The following is a 15498-nucleotide window of genomic DNA, read 5'->3' on the forward strand; positions in this document are numbered from 1 at the left end:
CTAATTCCACAGAAGTGGAATCCTGGCGTATCATCGCGTACTGTAGAGCGGCCTTTTTTTCGTCAATCGTGAGCTACGGCGCCACGGTTTTCAAGGAATAACAACAAGATCATGCAAAGCCTGTCCCCAACATCGCGTTACCTTTTAGCTCTCAAAGAGGGCAGCCATCAACCCGACGACGTCCAACAAGAAGCGGTTAGCCGCCTGGATACGATTTACCGTGAACTACAGGAAAAACCGGCTGCCATAGCGCCAGGCGGCGGTGGCCTGCGTGCAAAATTTGGCAAACTGCTCGGCAAACGCGAGCCGACGGCGGAAACCACCGCAGTTCGTGGCCTTTATATGTGGGGGGGCGTCGGACGCGGCAAAACCTGGCTGATGGATATGTTTTATCAAAGCCTGCCGGGCGAGCGTAAGCAGCGCCTGCACTTCCATCGTTTTATGCTGCGCGTACATGAAGAGTTGACCACCCTGCAGGGGCATAGCGACCCGTTGGAAATCGTTGCCGACCGCTTTAAAGCGGAAACTGACGTACTGTGCTTCGACGAGTTTTTTGTCTCCGATATCACCGACGCCATGCTACTCGGCGGTTTAATGAAAGCACTCTTCTCGCGCGGGATTACGCTGGTCGCCACGTCGAACATTCCGCCGGATGACCTCTACCGCAACGGCCTGCAGCGCGCGCGTTTCCTGCCGGCGATTGAAGCGATTAAACAACATTGCGACATTATGAATGTCGATGCGGGGATCGATTACCGTCTGCGTACCTTAACCCAGGCGCATTTGTGGCTGTCGCCGCTCAATGAAGAGACGCAGCAGCAAATGGACAAGCTCTGGCTGGCGCTGGCAGGCGCGAAACGCGAGCAGATGCCGACGCTGGAGATCAACCACCGTCCGCTACCGACGCTGGGCGCGGAAAACCAGACCCTGGCGGCGTCGTTCGCTACCCTGTGCGTCGATGCGCGCAGCCAGCACGATTACATCGCGCTCTCGCGCCTGTTCCATACCGTCATGCTGTTTGAGGTGCCGGTGATGACGACGCAGCTGGAGAGCGAGGCGCGACGCTTTATCGCGCTGGTGGATGAGTTCTATGAGCGCCACGTTAAGCTGGTGGTCAGCGCGGCGGTGCCGCTGTACGAGATTTACCAGGGCGAGCGCCTGAAATTTGAGTTCCAGCGCTGCTTATCGCGCCTGCAGGAGATGCAGAGCGAAGAGTATCTGAAGCAGCCGCACATGCCCTGAAATCAGCCTTCTCCTCGCGAATATGGGGCGAAGGGAAGGGCCGCGGGCCGCTCATCCTGCCGGTAAGCGAAAAACCTGGCGCAAATCACATAAAGGGGTCGATCTTTGGCCCCCACTTCTCTATAATCTTGCGACCCCACGTTACGAGAAGGTTTTTTTCCCAAAATCTTCTATGCGCCGGCATAGGCTATTCGAAGGGGTAGGTTTGCTGGACAATGTCGTGTGAACCTCAACTGACTAAACGTTTGGGTGTTCACCAACGTGTAACTTATTATTTGGGTAAGCTTTTAATGAAAACTTTTACAGCTAAACCAGAAACCGTAAAACGCGACTGGTATGTTGTTGACGCGACCGGTAAAACTCTGGGCCGTCTGGCTACTGAACTGGCTCGTCGCCTGCGCGGTAAGCACAAAGCGGAATACACTCCGCACGTAGATACTGGTGATTACATCATCGTTCTGAACGCAGAAAAAGTTGCTGTAACCGGCAACAAGCGCGAAGACAAAATGTACTACCATCACACCGGCCACATCGGTGGTATCAAAGAAGCGACCTTTGAAGAGATGATTGCTCGCCGTCCTGAGCGTGTGATTGAAATCGCGGTTAAAGGCATGCTGCCAAAAGGCCCGCTGGGTCGTGCTATGTACCGTAAACTGAAAGTTTACGCGGGTAACGAGCACAACCACGCGGCACAGCAACCGCAAGTTCTTGACATCTAATCGGGATTATAGGCAATGGCTGAAAATCAATACTACGGCACTGGTCGCCGCAAAAGTTCCGCAGCTCGCGTTTTCATCAAACCGGGCAACGGCAAAATCGTAATCAACCAGCGTTCGCTGGAACAGTACTTCGGTCGTGAAACTGCCCGCATGGTAGTTCGTCAGCCGCTGGAACTGGTCGACATGGTTGAGAAACTGGATCTGTACATCACTGTTAAAGGTGGTGGTATCTCTGGTCAGGCTGGTGCGATCCGTCACGGTATCACCCGCGCTCTGATGGAGTACGACGAGTCCCTGCGTTCTGAACTGCGTAAAGCTGGCTTCGTTACTCGTGACGCTCGTCAGGTTGAACGTAAGAAAGTCGGTCTGCGTAAAGCACGTCGTCGTCCGCAGTTCTCCAAACGTTAATTGTTTTCTGCTCACGCAGAACAATTTGCGAAAAAACCCGCTTCGGCGGGTTTTTTTATGGATAAAACGGCTGTTATCCACAAAGAAACGGCCTGCTCTTGCCACTTTTTCAGCATTTCCGGAATACCCTCACCACAACGTCTACAAAATCTGGTAAACTATCATCCAATTTTCTGCCCAAATGCTGGTGGTTGTTCATTTTTTAGTTTTTTCGATGAACGAATCGCCGCCGTGCGAATGGGGTTTATACATCTGGCTGGTCATGCGTGGCTGGCAGCAGTAAAAATTCTGAATATACCTGGAGGTTTTCATGGCTGTCGCTGCCAACAAACGTTCGGTAATGACGCTGTTTTCTGGTCCTACTGACATCTATAGCCATCAGGTCCGCATTGTGCTGGCCGAAAAAGGTGTCAGTTTTGAGATAGAGCACGTGGAGAAGGATAACCCGCCTCAGGATCTGATTGACCTCAACCCGAATCAAAGCGTTCCGACGCTGGTGGATCGTGAGCTCACTCTGTGGGAATCCCGCATCATTATGGAATACCTGGATGAGCGTTTCCCGCATCCGCCGCTGATGCCGGTTTATCCGGTAGCGCGTGGTGAAAGCCGCCTGTACATGCAGCGTATTGAGAAGGATTGGTATTCTTTGATGAACACTATCCAGACCGGTACCGCCGCTCAGGCTGATGCCGCTCGTAAGCAGCTGCGCGAAGAACTGCAGGCGATTGCGCCGGTCTTCACCCAGAAGCCTTACTTCCTGAGCGATGAGTTCAGCCTGGTGGATTGCTACCTGGCTCCGTTGCTGTGGCGTTTGCCGGTTCTCGGCGTAGAACTGGTTGGCGCAGGCGCGAAAGAGCTCAAGGGCTATATGACTCGCGTCTTCGAACGTGATTCCTTCCTCGCTTCTTTAACTGAAGCCGAGCGTGAAATGCGCCTCGGCCGGGGCTAAATAATGGATGTATCACAGCTGACGCCGCGTCGTCCGTACCTGTTGCGGGCGTTCTATGAGTGGCTGCTGGATAACCAGCTAACGCCGCATTTGGTCGTCGATGTGACGCTGCCAGGCGTTCTCGTGCCAATGGAGTATGCTCGTGACGGCCAAATCGTTCTGAATATTGCGCCGCGTGCCGTGGGCAATCTGGAACTGGCAAACGACGAAGTGCGTTTTAACGCGCGCTTTGGCGGCGTACCGCGCAACGTTTCCGTACCGCTGGCTGCGGTACTCGCGATCTATGCCCGTGAAAACGGCGCAGGAACGATGTTTGAACCTGAAGCGGCTTATGACGAAGATGTCGGCAGCCTCAATGATGACGACGTCGCGCCTGAGAGCGAAAACGAAACGGTGATGTCGGTGATTGATGGCGATAAGCCGGATAATCACGATGACGATCCTGACGACACGCCACCGCCGCCGCGCGGTGGTCGTCCAGCGCTGCGCGTTGTGAAGTAATTTCTTGTCTGACAGGCCCCTCTCCGGGGCCTGTTTTTTTGCTCTACACTCGCGGATGCCGAAGCATAAAAAAGCCCGATGGCGTAAACCATCAGGCTTTAGTGCTACGGGGTCGTGAGACCCAGGCCTTAATTACACTTCCAGATAGTTCAGAATACCATCCGCCGCTTTACGGCCTTCGGCAATCGCCGTCACCACCAGGTCTGAGCCACGGACGATATCGCCGCCGGCAAAGATCTTCGGGTTGCTGGTCTGGAACGCATTATCGCTGCCTTCCGGAGCGATAACTCGGCCCTGAGAATCCAGCTCGACGCTATGCTTAGCCAGCCACTCCATACGGTGTGGACGGAAACCAAATGCCATCACCACCGCATCAGCTGGCACGACGTGCTCGGAACCGGCGACGATTTCCGCACGACGGCGGCCTTTCGCATCCGGTTGACCCATTTCGGTGCGCGCCATTTTCACGCCGCACACTTTGCCGTTGGCATTGACTTCCACACCCAGCGGCTGGACGTTGAACTGGAATTCGACGCCTTCTTCGCGCGCGTTTTTCACTTCGCGTTTTGAGCCCGGCATGTTTTCTTCGTCACGGCGATAGGCGCAGATAACGTGGGTTGCTTCCTGGCGTACCGAGGTGCGCACGCAGTCCATCGCGGTGTCGCCGCCGCCAAGTACCACAACGCGTTTGCCTTCCATACTGACGTATGGCTCGTCCGCCGTTTCGCCAAAGCCCATGATCTGCTTGGTATTGGCGATCAGGAACGGCAGCGCGTCGTACACGCCGTTGGCCTCTTCGTTTTCCAGCCCGCCGCGCATTGACTGATAGGTGCCGACGCCCAGGAACACGGCATCGTAGTCTTTCAGCAAGTCGTCGATCTGCACGTCACGGCCCACTTCAGTATTGAGTTTGAACTCAATACCCATGCCGGTGAAGATTTCACGGCGGCGGGTCATCACCTCTTTTTCCAGCTTAAACGCCGGAATGCCGAAGGTCAGCAGACCGCCGATTTCCGGATGACGGTCAAACACCACCGCTTTCACGCCGTTACGGGTCAACACGTCGGCGCAGGCCAGACCTGCCGGACCGGCGCCGATAATGGCGACGGTTTTGCCGGTTTGTTTCACACCAGACAGATCCGGACGCCAGCCCATCTCGAACGCTTTATCGTTGATATAGCGTTCGATGTTGCCGATGGTCACCGCGCCGAACTCATCATTTAGGGTACAGGAACCTTCGCACAGACGGTCCTGCGGGCATACGCGCCCGCAGACTTCCGGCAGGGTGTTGGTTTGATGCGACAGCTCCGCCGCTTCAAAAATACGCCCCTCGTTGGCCAGCTTCAGCCAGTTCGGGATGTAGTTGTGGACCGGGCACTTCCATTCGCAGTACGGGTTGCCGCAGGAGAGGCAGCGATCCGCCTGCGCTTTGGCCTGGCCTTCTGAAAACGGCTCGTAAATTTCTACAAACTCAATTTTGCGGATCTTCAGCGGTTTCTTTGGTGGATCAACGCGCTGCAGGTCGATAAATTGGTATACGTTCTGACTCATCTTAACCCCTTACTGCGCCTGCACCCGCAGCTCAGCTGCGGAACGACTACGGTGACCCAACAGTGCTTTAACATCGCTGGATTTCGGTTTAACCAGCGCAAACTTCGCCGAGAAGGCCGGCCAGTTGGCGAGGATCTCTTCGCCGCGCTGCGAACCGGTAAGCTGAACGTGTTCGGTAATTAAACCGCGCAGGTGCTCCTCATGGATAGCCAGCGTATCAACATCCAGCACTTCCACCAGTTCCGGGTTAACGCGTTTGCGGAAGTCGCCGTCTTCATCCAGCACGTAGGCGAAGCCGCCGGTCATCCCCGCGCCGAAGTTCACCCCGGTTTTGCCAAGGATACAGACGATGCCGCCGGTCATGTATTCACAGCCGTTGTCGCCAATACCTTCAACCACGGTAATGGCGCCGGAGTTACGTACCGCAAAGCGCTCGCCCGCACGGCCCGCAGCGTACAGACGACCGCCGGTCGCGCCGTACAGGCAGGTGTTGCCGATGATACTCGCTTCGTGGCTGCGGAAGGCGGAACCGACTGGAGGGCGAATTGACAGTAAACCACCCGCCATGCCTTTACCGACGTAGTCGTTAGCGTCGCCGGTCAGGTGTAATTCCACACCGCCAGCGTTCCAGACGCCAAAGCTCTGGCCTGCGGTACCGCTAAAGTGAGCGGTAATCGGGTCAGCCGCTAGTCCCTGATCGCCGTGAGTCTGGGCGATATAGCCGGACAGCGAGGCCCCGACGGAACGGTCGGTGTTGCGGATGTCGAACCAGAACGTTTTGCTCTGCTTGTTATCGACATAAGGCTTCGCCTGTTGCAGCAGTTGCGCGTTGAGCACGCCGTTATCGAACGGCGGGTTGTTCTCGGTACAATACAGTGCTTTGCCCGGCAGCGGTTCTGCGGTTTCCAGCAGTTTGCCCAGCTCCAGTTTTTGCTGCTTCGCCGTAAAGCCTTCCAGCTCTTGCAGCAGGTCGGTGCGGCCAATCAGGTCGACCAGACGCTTCACGCCCAGTTGCGCCATCAGCTCGCGGGTTTCGCGGGCGATGAATTCAAAGTAGTTGGTTACTTTGAACGGCAGACCGTGGTAGTGGTTCTTACGCAGCTTGTCATCCTGGGTCGCCACGCCGGTAGCGCAGTTGTTCAGGTGACAGATACGCAGGTATTTACAACCCAGCGCGACCATCGGGCCGGTACCGAAACCGAAACTCTCTGCGCCAAGGATCGCCGCCTTGATGATATCGAGGCCCGTCTTCAGGCCACCATCCACCTGCAGGCGGATTTTATGGCGCAGACCGTTGGCGACCAGCGCCTGTTGAGTTTCCACCAGTCCCAGTTCCCACGGACAGCCGGCGTATTTCACCGACGAGAGCGGGCTTGCGCCAGTACCGCCATCGTAACCGGCGATGGTGATGAGATCCGCATAAGCTTTCGCCACGCCTGTCGCGATAGTGCCGACGCCTGGCTCGGAAACCAGCTTCACGGAGATCATCGCTTTCGGGTTGACCTGCTTGAGGTCGAAAATCAGCTGCGCCAAATCTTCGATAGAGTAAATATCGTGATGCGGCGGCGGGGAAATCAGCGTCACGCCCGGTACCGAATAACGCAGCTTAGCGATATATGGCGTCACTTTATCGCCCGGCAACTGGCCGCCTTCGCCAGGTTTCGCCCCCTGGGCGACTTTAATCTGAATCACGTCGGCATTGACCAGGTACGCTGGCGTTACGCCGAAACGACCGGACGCCACCTGCTTGATGCGCGACACTTTGTTGGTACCGTAACGTGCCGGGTCTTCGCCGCCTTCGCCGGAGTTGGAGAAGCCGCCGATGCTGTTCATGGCTTCCGCCAGCGACTCATGTGCTTCCGGGCTCAGTGCGCCAATCGACATCGCCGCGGTATCAAAGCGTTTGAATAGTTCTTTCGCGGATTCCACTTCGTTGATACTGACGGCTTCATCGCCAGGGTTAAGCGCCAGCAGATCGCGCAGCGTGGCCGCCGGGCGTTCGTTAACCAACCTGGCGTATTCCTGATAATCGCGATATTCGCCGCTTTGAACCGCCTGCTGTAGCGTGCGAACCACATCCGGGTTGTAGGCGTGATATTCGCCGCCGTGTACATATTTCAGCAAACCGCCCTGAGCCAGCGGTTTACGTGCCAGCCATGCGCGTTTCGACAGATTCAGCAGATCCTGCTGGAAGTCGTCGAAACCGGCGCCGCCGATGCGGCTGACCACGCCCTGGAAGCAAAGCTCGGCCACGTCGCGATGCAGACCAACCGCTTCGAACAGCTTCGAGCAGCGGTAGGAGGCGATGGTCGAGATCCCCATCTTCGACATGATTTTGTACAGGCCTTTGTTGATGCCGTTACGGTAGTTCAGCATCACCGCGCGGTACGCTTTGTCGATGGCTTTGCTATCAACGAGCTTCGCCAGCGTTTCGTAGGCGAGATACGGGTAGATAGCCGTCGCGCCAAAGCCCAGCAGCACGGCGAAGTGGTGCGGATCGCGGGCGCTGGCGGTTTCGACGATAATGTTGGCATCACAGCGCAGGCTCTTATCGACAAGGCGCGTCTGAATGGCGCCGACGGCCATCGGCGCCGGAACCGGTAGACGGTCTTTCGCGATATGACGGTCGGAAAGCACCAGCAGTACGGTGCCGTTACGGACCATCTGTTCGGCTTTATCACACAGCGTTTTTACCGTCTCGGCCAGAGTGGTCTCATTGGCATCGAAGGTAATGTCCAGGGTGTCGGCGCGATAGTGCTCCTCTTCCATGGTCGTCAGCTGTTTAAAGTCGGAGTACAGCAGGATGGGTGATTTGAAACTCAGGCGGTGCGCCTGGCCTTCCGCCTCGCAGAAGACGTTCATTTCACGACCGATGCTGGTCGCCAGCGACATGACGTGCGCTTCGCGCAGCGGGTCGATAGGTGGGTTAGTCACCTGAGCGAACTGCTGGCGGAAGTAATCGTAGATAATACGCGGCTGGCTGGAGAGCACGGCGAATGGCGTATCATCGCCCATCGAACCGACCGCTTCCTGGCCATTTTCACCGAGGACGCGCAGGACGGAGTCCAACTCTTCAGCGCTGTAGTTAAACTGTTTCTGATAGCTGGCGAGCGTGTCGTCGTCCAACTGGCGGCTGCCGACGTCTTCATCCGGCAGATCTTCGAACGGTACCAGGCGGCGGACGTTTTTCTCCATCCACTCTTTGTACGGGTGGCGGCTCTTCAGGTCGTTATCGGTTTCCGCCGAGTGCAGAATGCGCCCGCTACGGGTATCGATAACCATCAATTCACCGGGGCCGACGCGGCCTTTTTCCATCACTTCATCCGGCTGGTAGTCCCAGATGCCGACTTCCGAAGCGCAGGTGATGAGTTTGTCTTTAGTGATAACGTAGCGCGCCGGACGCAGACCGTTACGATCGAGGTTACAGGCGGCGTAGCGACCGTCGGACATCACGATGCCCGCTGGGCCGTCCCACGGTTCCATATGCATGGAGTTAAAGTCGAAGAACGCGCGCAGCTCCGGGTCCATATCCGGGTTGTTTTGCCAGGCTGGCGGTACCAGTAAGCGCATCGCGCGGACGATATCCATTCCGCCTGCCAGCAGCAGCTCCAGCATGTTGTCCATTGAGCTGGAGTCAGAGCCGGTTTCGTTAACGAACGGTGCGGCGTCGTGCAGATCGGGGATCAGCGGGGTCTGGAATTTATAGGTACGGGCGCGAGCCCACTGGCGGTTGCCGGTAATGGTGTTGATTTCGCCGTTGTGCGCCAAATAGCGGAACGGCTGAGCCAGCGGCCAGCGCGGCACGGTATTGGTGGAGAAACGCTGGTGGAACAGGCAGATGGCTGATTCCAGGCGCAGGTCCGCGAGGTCCAGGTAGAAGCGCGGCAAATCCGCCGGCATACACAGACCTTTATAAATATTGACCAGGTTAGACAGGCTACAAACGTAGAAATCTTTGTCTTCCAGCAGACGCTGTTCGATGCGGCGGCGCGCAATGAATAAACGGCGCTCCATATCGCGCGGGCGCCAGCCTGCCGGGGCGTTAACAAAAATTTGTTCGATACGAGGCAGCGAGGAGAGGGCGATTTCACCGAGAACGCCTTCGTTAGTCGGCACATCGCGCCAACCAACGATAGACAAGGTTTCGCGTTGCAGCTCTTCTTCAACGATACGGCGCGCGGCGCTTGCCAGTTCGGGGTCTTTATTCAGGAACAGCATCCCGACGGCGTAGTTTTTGGCTAAACGCCAGCCGCGTTCTTCCGCAACGATACGGAAGAAACGATCGGGTTTTTGTAGCAGCAGTCCGCAACCGTCGCCGGTTTTACCATCGGCAAGGATCGCGCCGCGGTGCTGCATTCGGGCCAGTGCGTGTATAGCGGTGCGCACTACCTTGTGGCTAGGTTCGCCTTCTATGTGGGCGATCAGGCCGAAACCACAGTTATCCCGCTCAAGGGATTTGTCGTACAACATATCAGTGAACCTCCCCAGGCTCTACGGGACACCCTCCGAACCGTTGCGCACGGGCACAGAAAGAGCATGGCGACGGGGTTTACACCTCGCATTCGCCCTCTTTAAATCCTTTTCGCATCGGTACACAAGTTTGAGGACTTGCTGTTAAGAGGGAATCTCAATTACTGCATAAATATGATGAGCAGAGCGCTCATCCAGAAAGCTTCCAGCGGATTCCCAACTTATCGAGAATCCACACTGACGTCAAATGGCAATCTTATTTATACAAAAATGTGCTATGAGATGTTTAATTTTATGATTTTAAAAAGAATTGTTGTTTTTTTAAAGGCATATAAACTCTCCGGGATGCACAATCTAGTGTGATCTGTCTCACTATATCCGTGGCCTAAGATTACCTTTCTGTGCTGAATTGTTTTTTTATAGCAGAGTATTTATCTGTTAATTTTCTTAACGGCAGGAAATAAAACTGTTTTTTACGGAGGCAAAGATAATTGAAACTTAGCGCGAAAGTATAAGTAAATGTTATTACCGGAGGTGTGAATGAAACGGCGTTTATTTTGATTGATTATGCAATGAGCTAAGCGGCCGCGCTGACGATTGATCCAGGTCATCGCCGTCGGAGGCTAAAAATGGCAGGCTTGGCCCCTTTCTTCAGGCCGGTCTATCAGATTATGCAGTTACAAAAATTAGTCAATATGTTTGGTGGGGATCTTACGCGCCGCTATGGCGAAAAGGTACATAAACTGACGCTGCATGGTGGATTTAGCTGCCCGAACCGCGATGGGACGATTGGCCGAGGCGGCTGTACTTTCTGTCATGTCGCTTCCTTCGCCGACGAGAGCCAGCAGTACCGATCTATTACCGAACAGTTGGCGCATCAGGCGCAGTTGGTCAACCGCGCTAAACGCTATCTTGCCTATTTTCAGGCTTATACCAGCACGTTCGCCGAAGTTCGGCAATTACGCTCGATGTATCAGCAGGCGGTGAGTCAGGCCAACATCGTTGGATTATGCGTCGGAACCCGCCCCGACTGCGTTCCTGATGCGGTGCTGGATCTGCTCAGCGAATACCGTGAGCAGGGCTATGAAATCTGGCTGGAACTGGGGTTGCAAACCGCGCACGATAAAACGCTGCATCGCATCAATCGCGGCCATAATTTCGCCTGTTACCAGCAGACGACCCGGCTGGCGCGGGAACGTGGGCTGAAGGTCTGCGCGCATCTTATTGTCGGCCTACCGGGAGAAACGCAACAGCTGTGCCTGCAAACCCTGGAGCAGGTGGTCGAAACCGGGGTGGATGGCGTTAAGCTGCATCCGCTGCATATCGTGACCGGCAGCATCATGGCTAAGGCCTGGCAGGCGGGGCGCCTGAGCGGTATCGCGCTGGATGACTACACCGTCACCGCCGGTGAGATGATTCGCCATACGCCGCCGGAGGTGATTTACCACCGGATTTCGGCCAGCGCCCGTCGTCCGACGCTGCTGGCGCCGCTGTGGTGCGAAAACCGCTGGACCGGGATGGTTGAGCTGGATAAGTACCTCGCTCTCCATGGCGTTCAGGGATCGGCGCTGGGGATGCCATGGATCCAGCCCGGCTAATGCTTCGCGCCCTTAACTGCTGATAACCGCCGCATTTTTTGCACAACTTACAGCGTATTGTTCAGAATTGGGTATTATTGAGCGGAGTTGTCGCTAAGGAATCCCTCATGAAGCAAATTCGTATGCTGGCGCAGTACTATGTCGACCTGATGATGAAACTGGGTCTGGTGCGCTTTTCAATGCTGCTCGCCCTGGCGCTGGTGGTGCTGGCTATCGTGGTGCAGATGGCCGTGACCATGGTGTTGCATGGGCAGGTGGAAAGTATCGATGTCATCCGCTCTATCTTTTTCGGCCTGCTGATTACCCCCTGGGCGGTCTATTTCCTGTCGGTGGTGGTCGAACAGTTGGAAGAGTCGCGCCAGCGCCTTTCGCGGCTGGTGGAAAAGTTGGAAGAGATGCGCGAGCGCGACCTTAAGCTTAATGTGCAGCTCAAAGACAACATTGCTCAGCTGAATCAGGAGATTGGCGAGCGTGAAAAAGCGGAGGCGGAACGTGAAACCACGCTGGAACAGCTGAAAATAGAGATGAAAGAGCGTGAAGAGACGCAGATTCAGCTGGAGCAACAATCCTCCTTCCTGCGTTCTTTCCTCGACGCCTCTCCGGATCTGGTGTTCTACCGTAACGAAGATAAAGAATTTTCCGGCTGTAATCGGGCGATGGAACTGTTGACCGGCAAAAGCGAAAAACAGCTGATTCACCTGAAACCGCAAGATGTCTATACCGAAGAAGCGGCGCTCAAAGTGCTGGAGACCGATGAGAAGGTCTTCCGTCATAACGTCTCGTTGACCTACGAACAGTGGCTCGATTATCCCGATGGGCGTAAAGCCTGCTTTGAGATCCGCAAGGTTCCCTATTATGACCGCGTGGGCAAACGCCGCGGCCTAATGGGCTTCGGCCGCGATATTACCGAGCGTAAGCGCTATCAGGACGCGCTGGAGCGCGCCAGCCGCGACAAGACCACCTTTATCTCAACGATCAGCCATGAGCTGCGCACGCCGCTTAATGGCATCGTTGGGCTCAGTCGTATTCTGCTGGATACCGATCTGACCGGCGAGCAGGAAAAATATCTGAAAACGATCCATGTCTCGGCGGTGACGCTGGGGAATATCTTCAACGATATTATCGATATGGATAAAATGGAGCGGCGCAAAGTTCAGCTCGATAATCAGGAAGTCGATTTCACCGGCTTCCTCGCCGATCTGGAAAACCTCTCTGGCCTGCAGGCGCAGCAGAAGGGATTACGCTTCGTGATGGAGCCGAACCAGCCGCTGCCGCATAAAGTGATCACCGATGGCACGCGTTTGCGGCAGATCCTGTGGAATCTGATCAGTAACGCGGTGAAGTTTACCCAGCAGGGTAATGTGACCGTGCGTATCCGCTACGACGAGGGCGATATCCTGCATTTCGAAGTGGAAGATTCCGGTATCGGTATCCCGCAGGCGGAGCAGGATAAAATCTTCGCCATGTATTACCAGGTGAAAGACAGCCACGGCGGCAAGCCGGCGACCGGAACCGGCATCGGTCTGGCGGTGTCGCGGCGTCTGGCGCGCAATATGGGTGGCGATATCAGCGTGAGTAGCCATCCGGGGCAGGGGGCTACCTTTACGCTGACCGTCCATGCGCCTGCGGTGGCTGACGAAGTTGAAGATACGCTGGCCGAAGACGACATGCCATTACCGGCGCTGAACGTGCTGCTGGTGGAAGATATCGAATTGAACGTTATCGTCGCGCGTTCGGTACTGGAAAAACTGGGTAACAGCGTGGATGTCGCGATGACCGGTAAGGCCGCACTGGAGATGTTCGAGCCCGGTGAATACGACCTGGTGCTGTTGGATATTCAACTGCCGGATATGACCGGCCTGGATATCTCGCGGCAGTTGAAGCAGCGCTATGCCGCCGATGAACTACCGCCGCTGGTGGCGCTCACCGCCAACGTATTGAAGAACAAGAAAGAGTACCTCGATGCCGGGATGGACGACGTACTGAGCAAACCGCTCTCGGTTCCGGCGTTAACCGCCATCATCAAGAAATTCTGGGATGCCCCGGAAGACGACGGGCATGAACAGCCTGTGGTGGACGTGGCGAAATCGGCATCGGTACTGGATACCGATATGCTGGAGCAGTATATCGATCTGGTCGGCCCGAAACTGATTACTGACGGGCTGGCGGTGTTCGAGAAGATGATGCCAGGTTATATGTCGGTGCTGGAATCAAACCTCACCGCCCGTGACCAGAAAGGCATCGTCGATGAAGGGCACAAAATTAAGGGCGCGGCAGGCTCGATTGGCTTGCGTCACATCCAGCAGTTGGGACAGCAGATCCAAACCCCTGATTTACCGGCCTGGGAAGATAACGTCGGTGAATGGGTAGAAGAGATGAAATCCGAATGGCAAAACGATGTCGCGATATTGAAAGCCTGGATTGCGGCGGCGGGTAAAAAATGACCCCGGATAAACCGGGGTGCGCGAATACTGCGCCAACACCAGGGAACTGGTTGTTGAGCCAGAATCGTTTGAATGATTTTTTACACGGCGCAACCTGAGGATTTAGTTTGCTCGCTCATTAAGATAGCAAACCATAAATAATTTGTTACGTGAATCGGTAAAATATGTGAAGCATAGCGAGTAAATCAAAATTATTTACTTGTTTCATAGAGTTGCGCTAAGGGGTTAGCAAGATGAAGAAAATTGGCGTGGTACTGAGCGGTTGTGGCGTCTACGACGGCGCGGAAATCCATGAAGCGGTGATCACCCTGCTGGCTATTGCGCGCCGTGGCGCGCAGGCGATCTGCTTCGCGCCGGATAAAGCGCAAACCGACGTTATCAACCACCTGACCGGCGAGGCGATGGCGGAAAGCCGCAACGTGTTGATTGAAGCCGCGCGTATTGCGCGTGGCGCTATCCAGCCGCTGGCGAGTGCCCGGGCGGATGAGCTGGATGCGCTGATTGTGCCCGGCGGTTTCGGCGCGGCGAAAAATCTGAGTAATTTTGCGGCGCAGGGCAGCGAATGTGCGGTTGACCGCGATCTGCAGACATTGACGCTGGCGATGCACGAAGCGGGTAAACCGCTGGGCTTTATGTGTATCGCGCCAGCGCTGTTGCCGAAGATTTTTCCAACGTCGCTGCGGGTAACCATCGGCACCGACCCGGATACCGCCGAGCTGCTGGAAGAGATGGGCGCTGAACATGTTCCGTGCCCGGTTGACGATATTGTGGTTGATGAAGACAACAAAGTGGTCACGACGCCGGCTTATATGCTGGCGCAGGATATCGCTCAGGCTGCCAGCGGCATTGAGAAGCTGGTTGACCGCGTGCTGGTTCTCGCGGAATGAGAACAGGGTTCGCGCCGCTGGCGATGATTAAGCGTCTGTTGTTGCGGCTGCTACTGGTTTGCGCTGTTTTTTGGGGTGGCGGTATCGCGCTATTCAGCGTCCTGCCGGTGCCGTTTTCGGCGGTGATGCTGGAGCGCCAGGTCAGCGCCTGGCTCTCCGGCGATTTTCACTACGTCGCTCGCTCCGACTGGGTAGGGATGGATGAGATTTCACCCTGGATGGGATTGGCGGTGATCGCCGCTGAGGATCAGAAATTCCCCGATCACTGGGGTTTTGATGTTCCGGCGATCGAAAAGGCGCTGGCGCATAATGAGCGTAACGAAAATCGGATCCGCGGCGCCTCGACGCTGTCGCAGCAGACGGCGAAAAACCTGTTTTTATGGGATGGCCGCAGCTGGCTGCGCAAAGGGCTGGAAGTGGGGCTGACGGTAGGTCTCGAAACCGTCTGGAGCAAGAAACGCATTCTCACTGTGTATCTGAATATCGCCGAGTTTGGCGCTGGCACCTTCGGCGTTGAAGCAGCGGCGCAGCGCTATTTTCACAAGCCAGCCAGCCGGTTAACCCCTTCCGAGGCGGCGCTGTTGGCCGCGGTGTTGCCCAACCCGATCCGTTTTCGCGCCGATGCGCCGTCAGGCTATGTGCGTAGCCGGCAGGCGTGGATCCTACGCCAGATGCGTCAGTTAGGTGGGGAAGGCTTTATGCGGGCGCATAAGCTGCATTAATCATGCC

Annotated in this window: 12 protein-coding genes; 10 read left to right on the forward strand and 2 right to left on the reverse strand. The window is 55.8% G+C overall.

Annotation, left to right across the window (positions count from 1 at the left end; translation table 11 throughout):
- Positions 1-111 precede the first annotated feature (111 nt).
- The 6 genes from zapE to sspB all read left to right on the forward strand — a co-directional run bounded on the left by zapE (position 112) and on the right by sspB (position 3819).
- The gene (gene zapE, locus PYR66_02385) at positions 112-1242 is read left to right on the forward strand and encodes a cell division protein ZapE (GenBank protein WEF28607.1); all 1131 of its coding nucleotides are present in this window, start codon (positions 112-114) and stop codon (positions 1240-1242) included.
- A 290-nt stretch (positions 1243-1532) separates the two neighbouring features.
- A complete protein-coding gene (gene rplM / locus PYR66_02390) occupies positions 1533-1961 on the forward strand; it encodes a 50S ribosomal protein L13 (protein WEF28608.1) in 429 nt (142 codons plus the stop codon).
- Between the two features lie 15 nt (positions 1962-1976).
- Entirely contained in the window at positions 1977-2369 is a 393-nt protein-coding gene (gene rpsI, locus PYR66_02395; GenBank protein ID WEF28609.1) for a 30S ribosomal protein S9, read from the forward strand.
- Between the two features lie 57 nt (positions 2370-2426).
- Complete coding sequence (locus PYR66_02400; GenBank protein WEF28610.1) at positions 2427-2735, forward strand: hypothetical protein; 309 nt, start codon at positions 2427-2429, stop codon at positions 2733-2735.
- The gene (gene sspA, locus PYR66_02405) at positions 2680-3318 is read left to right on the forward strand and encodes a stringent starvation protein SspA (protein ID WEF28611.1); all 639 of its coding nucleotides are present in this window, start codon (positions 2680-2682) and stop codon (positions 3316-3318) included. Before PYR66_02400 ends, sspA begins: the two co-directional genes overlap by 56 nt.
- A 3-nt stretch (positions 3319-3321) precedes the next feature.
- A complete protein-coding gene (gene sspB, locus PYR66_02410) occupies positions 3322-3819 on the forward strand; it encodes a ClpXP protease specificity-enhancing factor (protein ID WEF28612.1) in 498 nt (165 codons plus the stop codon).
- Between the two features lie 132 nt (positions 3820-3951).
- Here the strand turns inward: sspB and gltD are convergent, their stop codons facing one another.
- A complete protein-coding gene (gltD, locus tag PYR66_02415) occupies positions 3952-5370 on the reverse strand; it encodes a glutamate synthase subunit GltD (protein WEF28613.1) in 1419 nt (472 codons plus the stop codon).
- Between the two features lie 9 nt (positions 5371-5379).
- Complete coding sequence (gene gltB / locus PYR66_02420; protein ID WEF28614.1) at positions 5380-9840, reverse strand: glutamate synthase large subunit; 4461 nt, start codon at positions 9838-9840, stop codon at positions 5380-5382.
- 671 nt (positions 9841-10511) lie between these two features.
- Between gltB and PYR66_02425 the strand changes: the two genes are divergently transcribed.
- The 4 genes from PYR66_02425 to mtgA all read left to right on the forward strand — a co-directional run bounded on the left by PYR66_02425 (position 10512) and on the right by mtgA (position 15491).
- A complete protein-coding gene (locus PYR66_02425; GenBank protein WEF30340.1) occupies positions 10512-11438 on the forward strand; it encodes a TIGR01212 family radical SAM protein in 927 nt (308 codons plus the stop codon).
- Positions 11439-11545: 107 nt separating this feature from the next.
- The gene (gene arcB / locus PYR66_02430) at positions 11546-13882 is read left to right on the forward strand and encodes an aerobic respiration two-component sensor histidine kinase ArcB (GenBank protein ID WEF28615.1); all 2337 of its coding nucleotides are present in this window, start codon (positions 11546-11548) and stop codon (positions 13880-13882) included.
- 233 nt (positions 13883-14115) lie between these two features.
- The gene (gene elbB, locus PYR66_02435; protein ID WEF28616.1) at positions 14116-14769 is read left to right on the forward strand and encodes an isoprenoid biosynthesis glyoxalase ElbB; all 654 of its coding nucleotides are present in this window, start codon (positions 14116-14118) and stop codon (positions 14767-14769) included.
- On the forward strand, positions 14766-15491 hold the full coding sequence (gene mtgA, locus PYR66_02440) for a monofunctional biosynthetic peptidoglycan transglycosylase (GenBank protein ID WEF28617.1): 726 nt from the start codon (positions 14766-14768) through the stop codon (positions 15489-15491). The genes elbB and mtgA overlap by 4 nt, the downstream gene beginning before the upstream one ends.
- The last annotated feature ends 7 nt before the right edge of the window (positions 15492-15498 follow it).

Source organism: Klebsiella aerogenes, assembly GCA_029027985.1.
GTDB classification, from domain to species: Bacteria; Pseudomonadota; Gammaproteobacteria; order Enterobacterales; family Enterobacteriaceae; genus Klebsiella; species Klebsiella aerogenes_A.

Coding starts and splice junctions, on each gene's coding strand:
- zapE (WEF28607.1), top strand. CDS start 112: ATGCAAAGCCTGTCCCCAACATCGCGTTACCTTTTAGCTCTCAAAGAG.
- rplM (WEF28608.1), top strand. CDS start 1,533: ATGAAAACTTTTACAGCTAAACCAGAAACCGTAAAACGCGACTGGTAT.
- rpsI (WEF28609.1), top strand. CDS start 1,977: ATGGCTGAAAATCAATACTACGGCACTGGTCGCCGCAAAAGTTCCGCA.
- PYR66_02400 (WEF28610.1), top strand. CDS start 2,427: ATGGATAAAACGGCTGTTATCCACAAAGAAACGGCCTGCTCTTGCCAC.
- sspA (WEF28611.1), top strand. CDS start 2,680: ATGGCTGTCGCTGCCAACAAACGTTCGGTAATGACGCTGTTTTCTGGT.
- sspB (WEF28612.1), top strand. CDS start 3,322: ATGGATGTATCACAGCTGACGCCGCGTCGTCCGTACCTGTTGCGGGCG.
- gltD (WEF28613.1), bottom strand. CDS start 5,370: ATGAGTCAGAACGTATACCAATTTATCGACCTGCAGCGCGTTGATCCA.
- gltB (WEF28614.1), bottom strand. CDS start 9,840: ATGTTGTACGACAAATCCCTTGAGCGGGATAACTGTGGTTTCGGCCTG.
- PYR66_02425 (WEF30340.1), top strand. CDS start 10,512: ATGCAGTTACAAAAATTAGTCAATATGTTTGGTGGGGATCTTACGCGC.
- arcB (WEF28615.1), top strand. CDS start 11,546: ATGAAGCAAATTCGTATGCTGGCGCAGTACTATGTCGACCTGATGATG.
- elbB (WEF28616.1), top strand. CDS start 14,116: ATGAAGAAAATTGGCGTGGTACTGAGCGGTTGTGGCGTCTACGACGGC.
- mtgA (WEF28617.1), top strand. CDS start 14,766: ATGAGAACAGGGTTCGCGCCGCTGGCGATGATTAAGCGTCTGTTGTTG.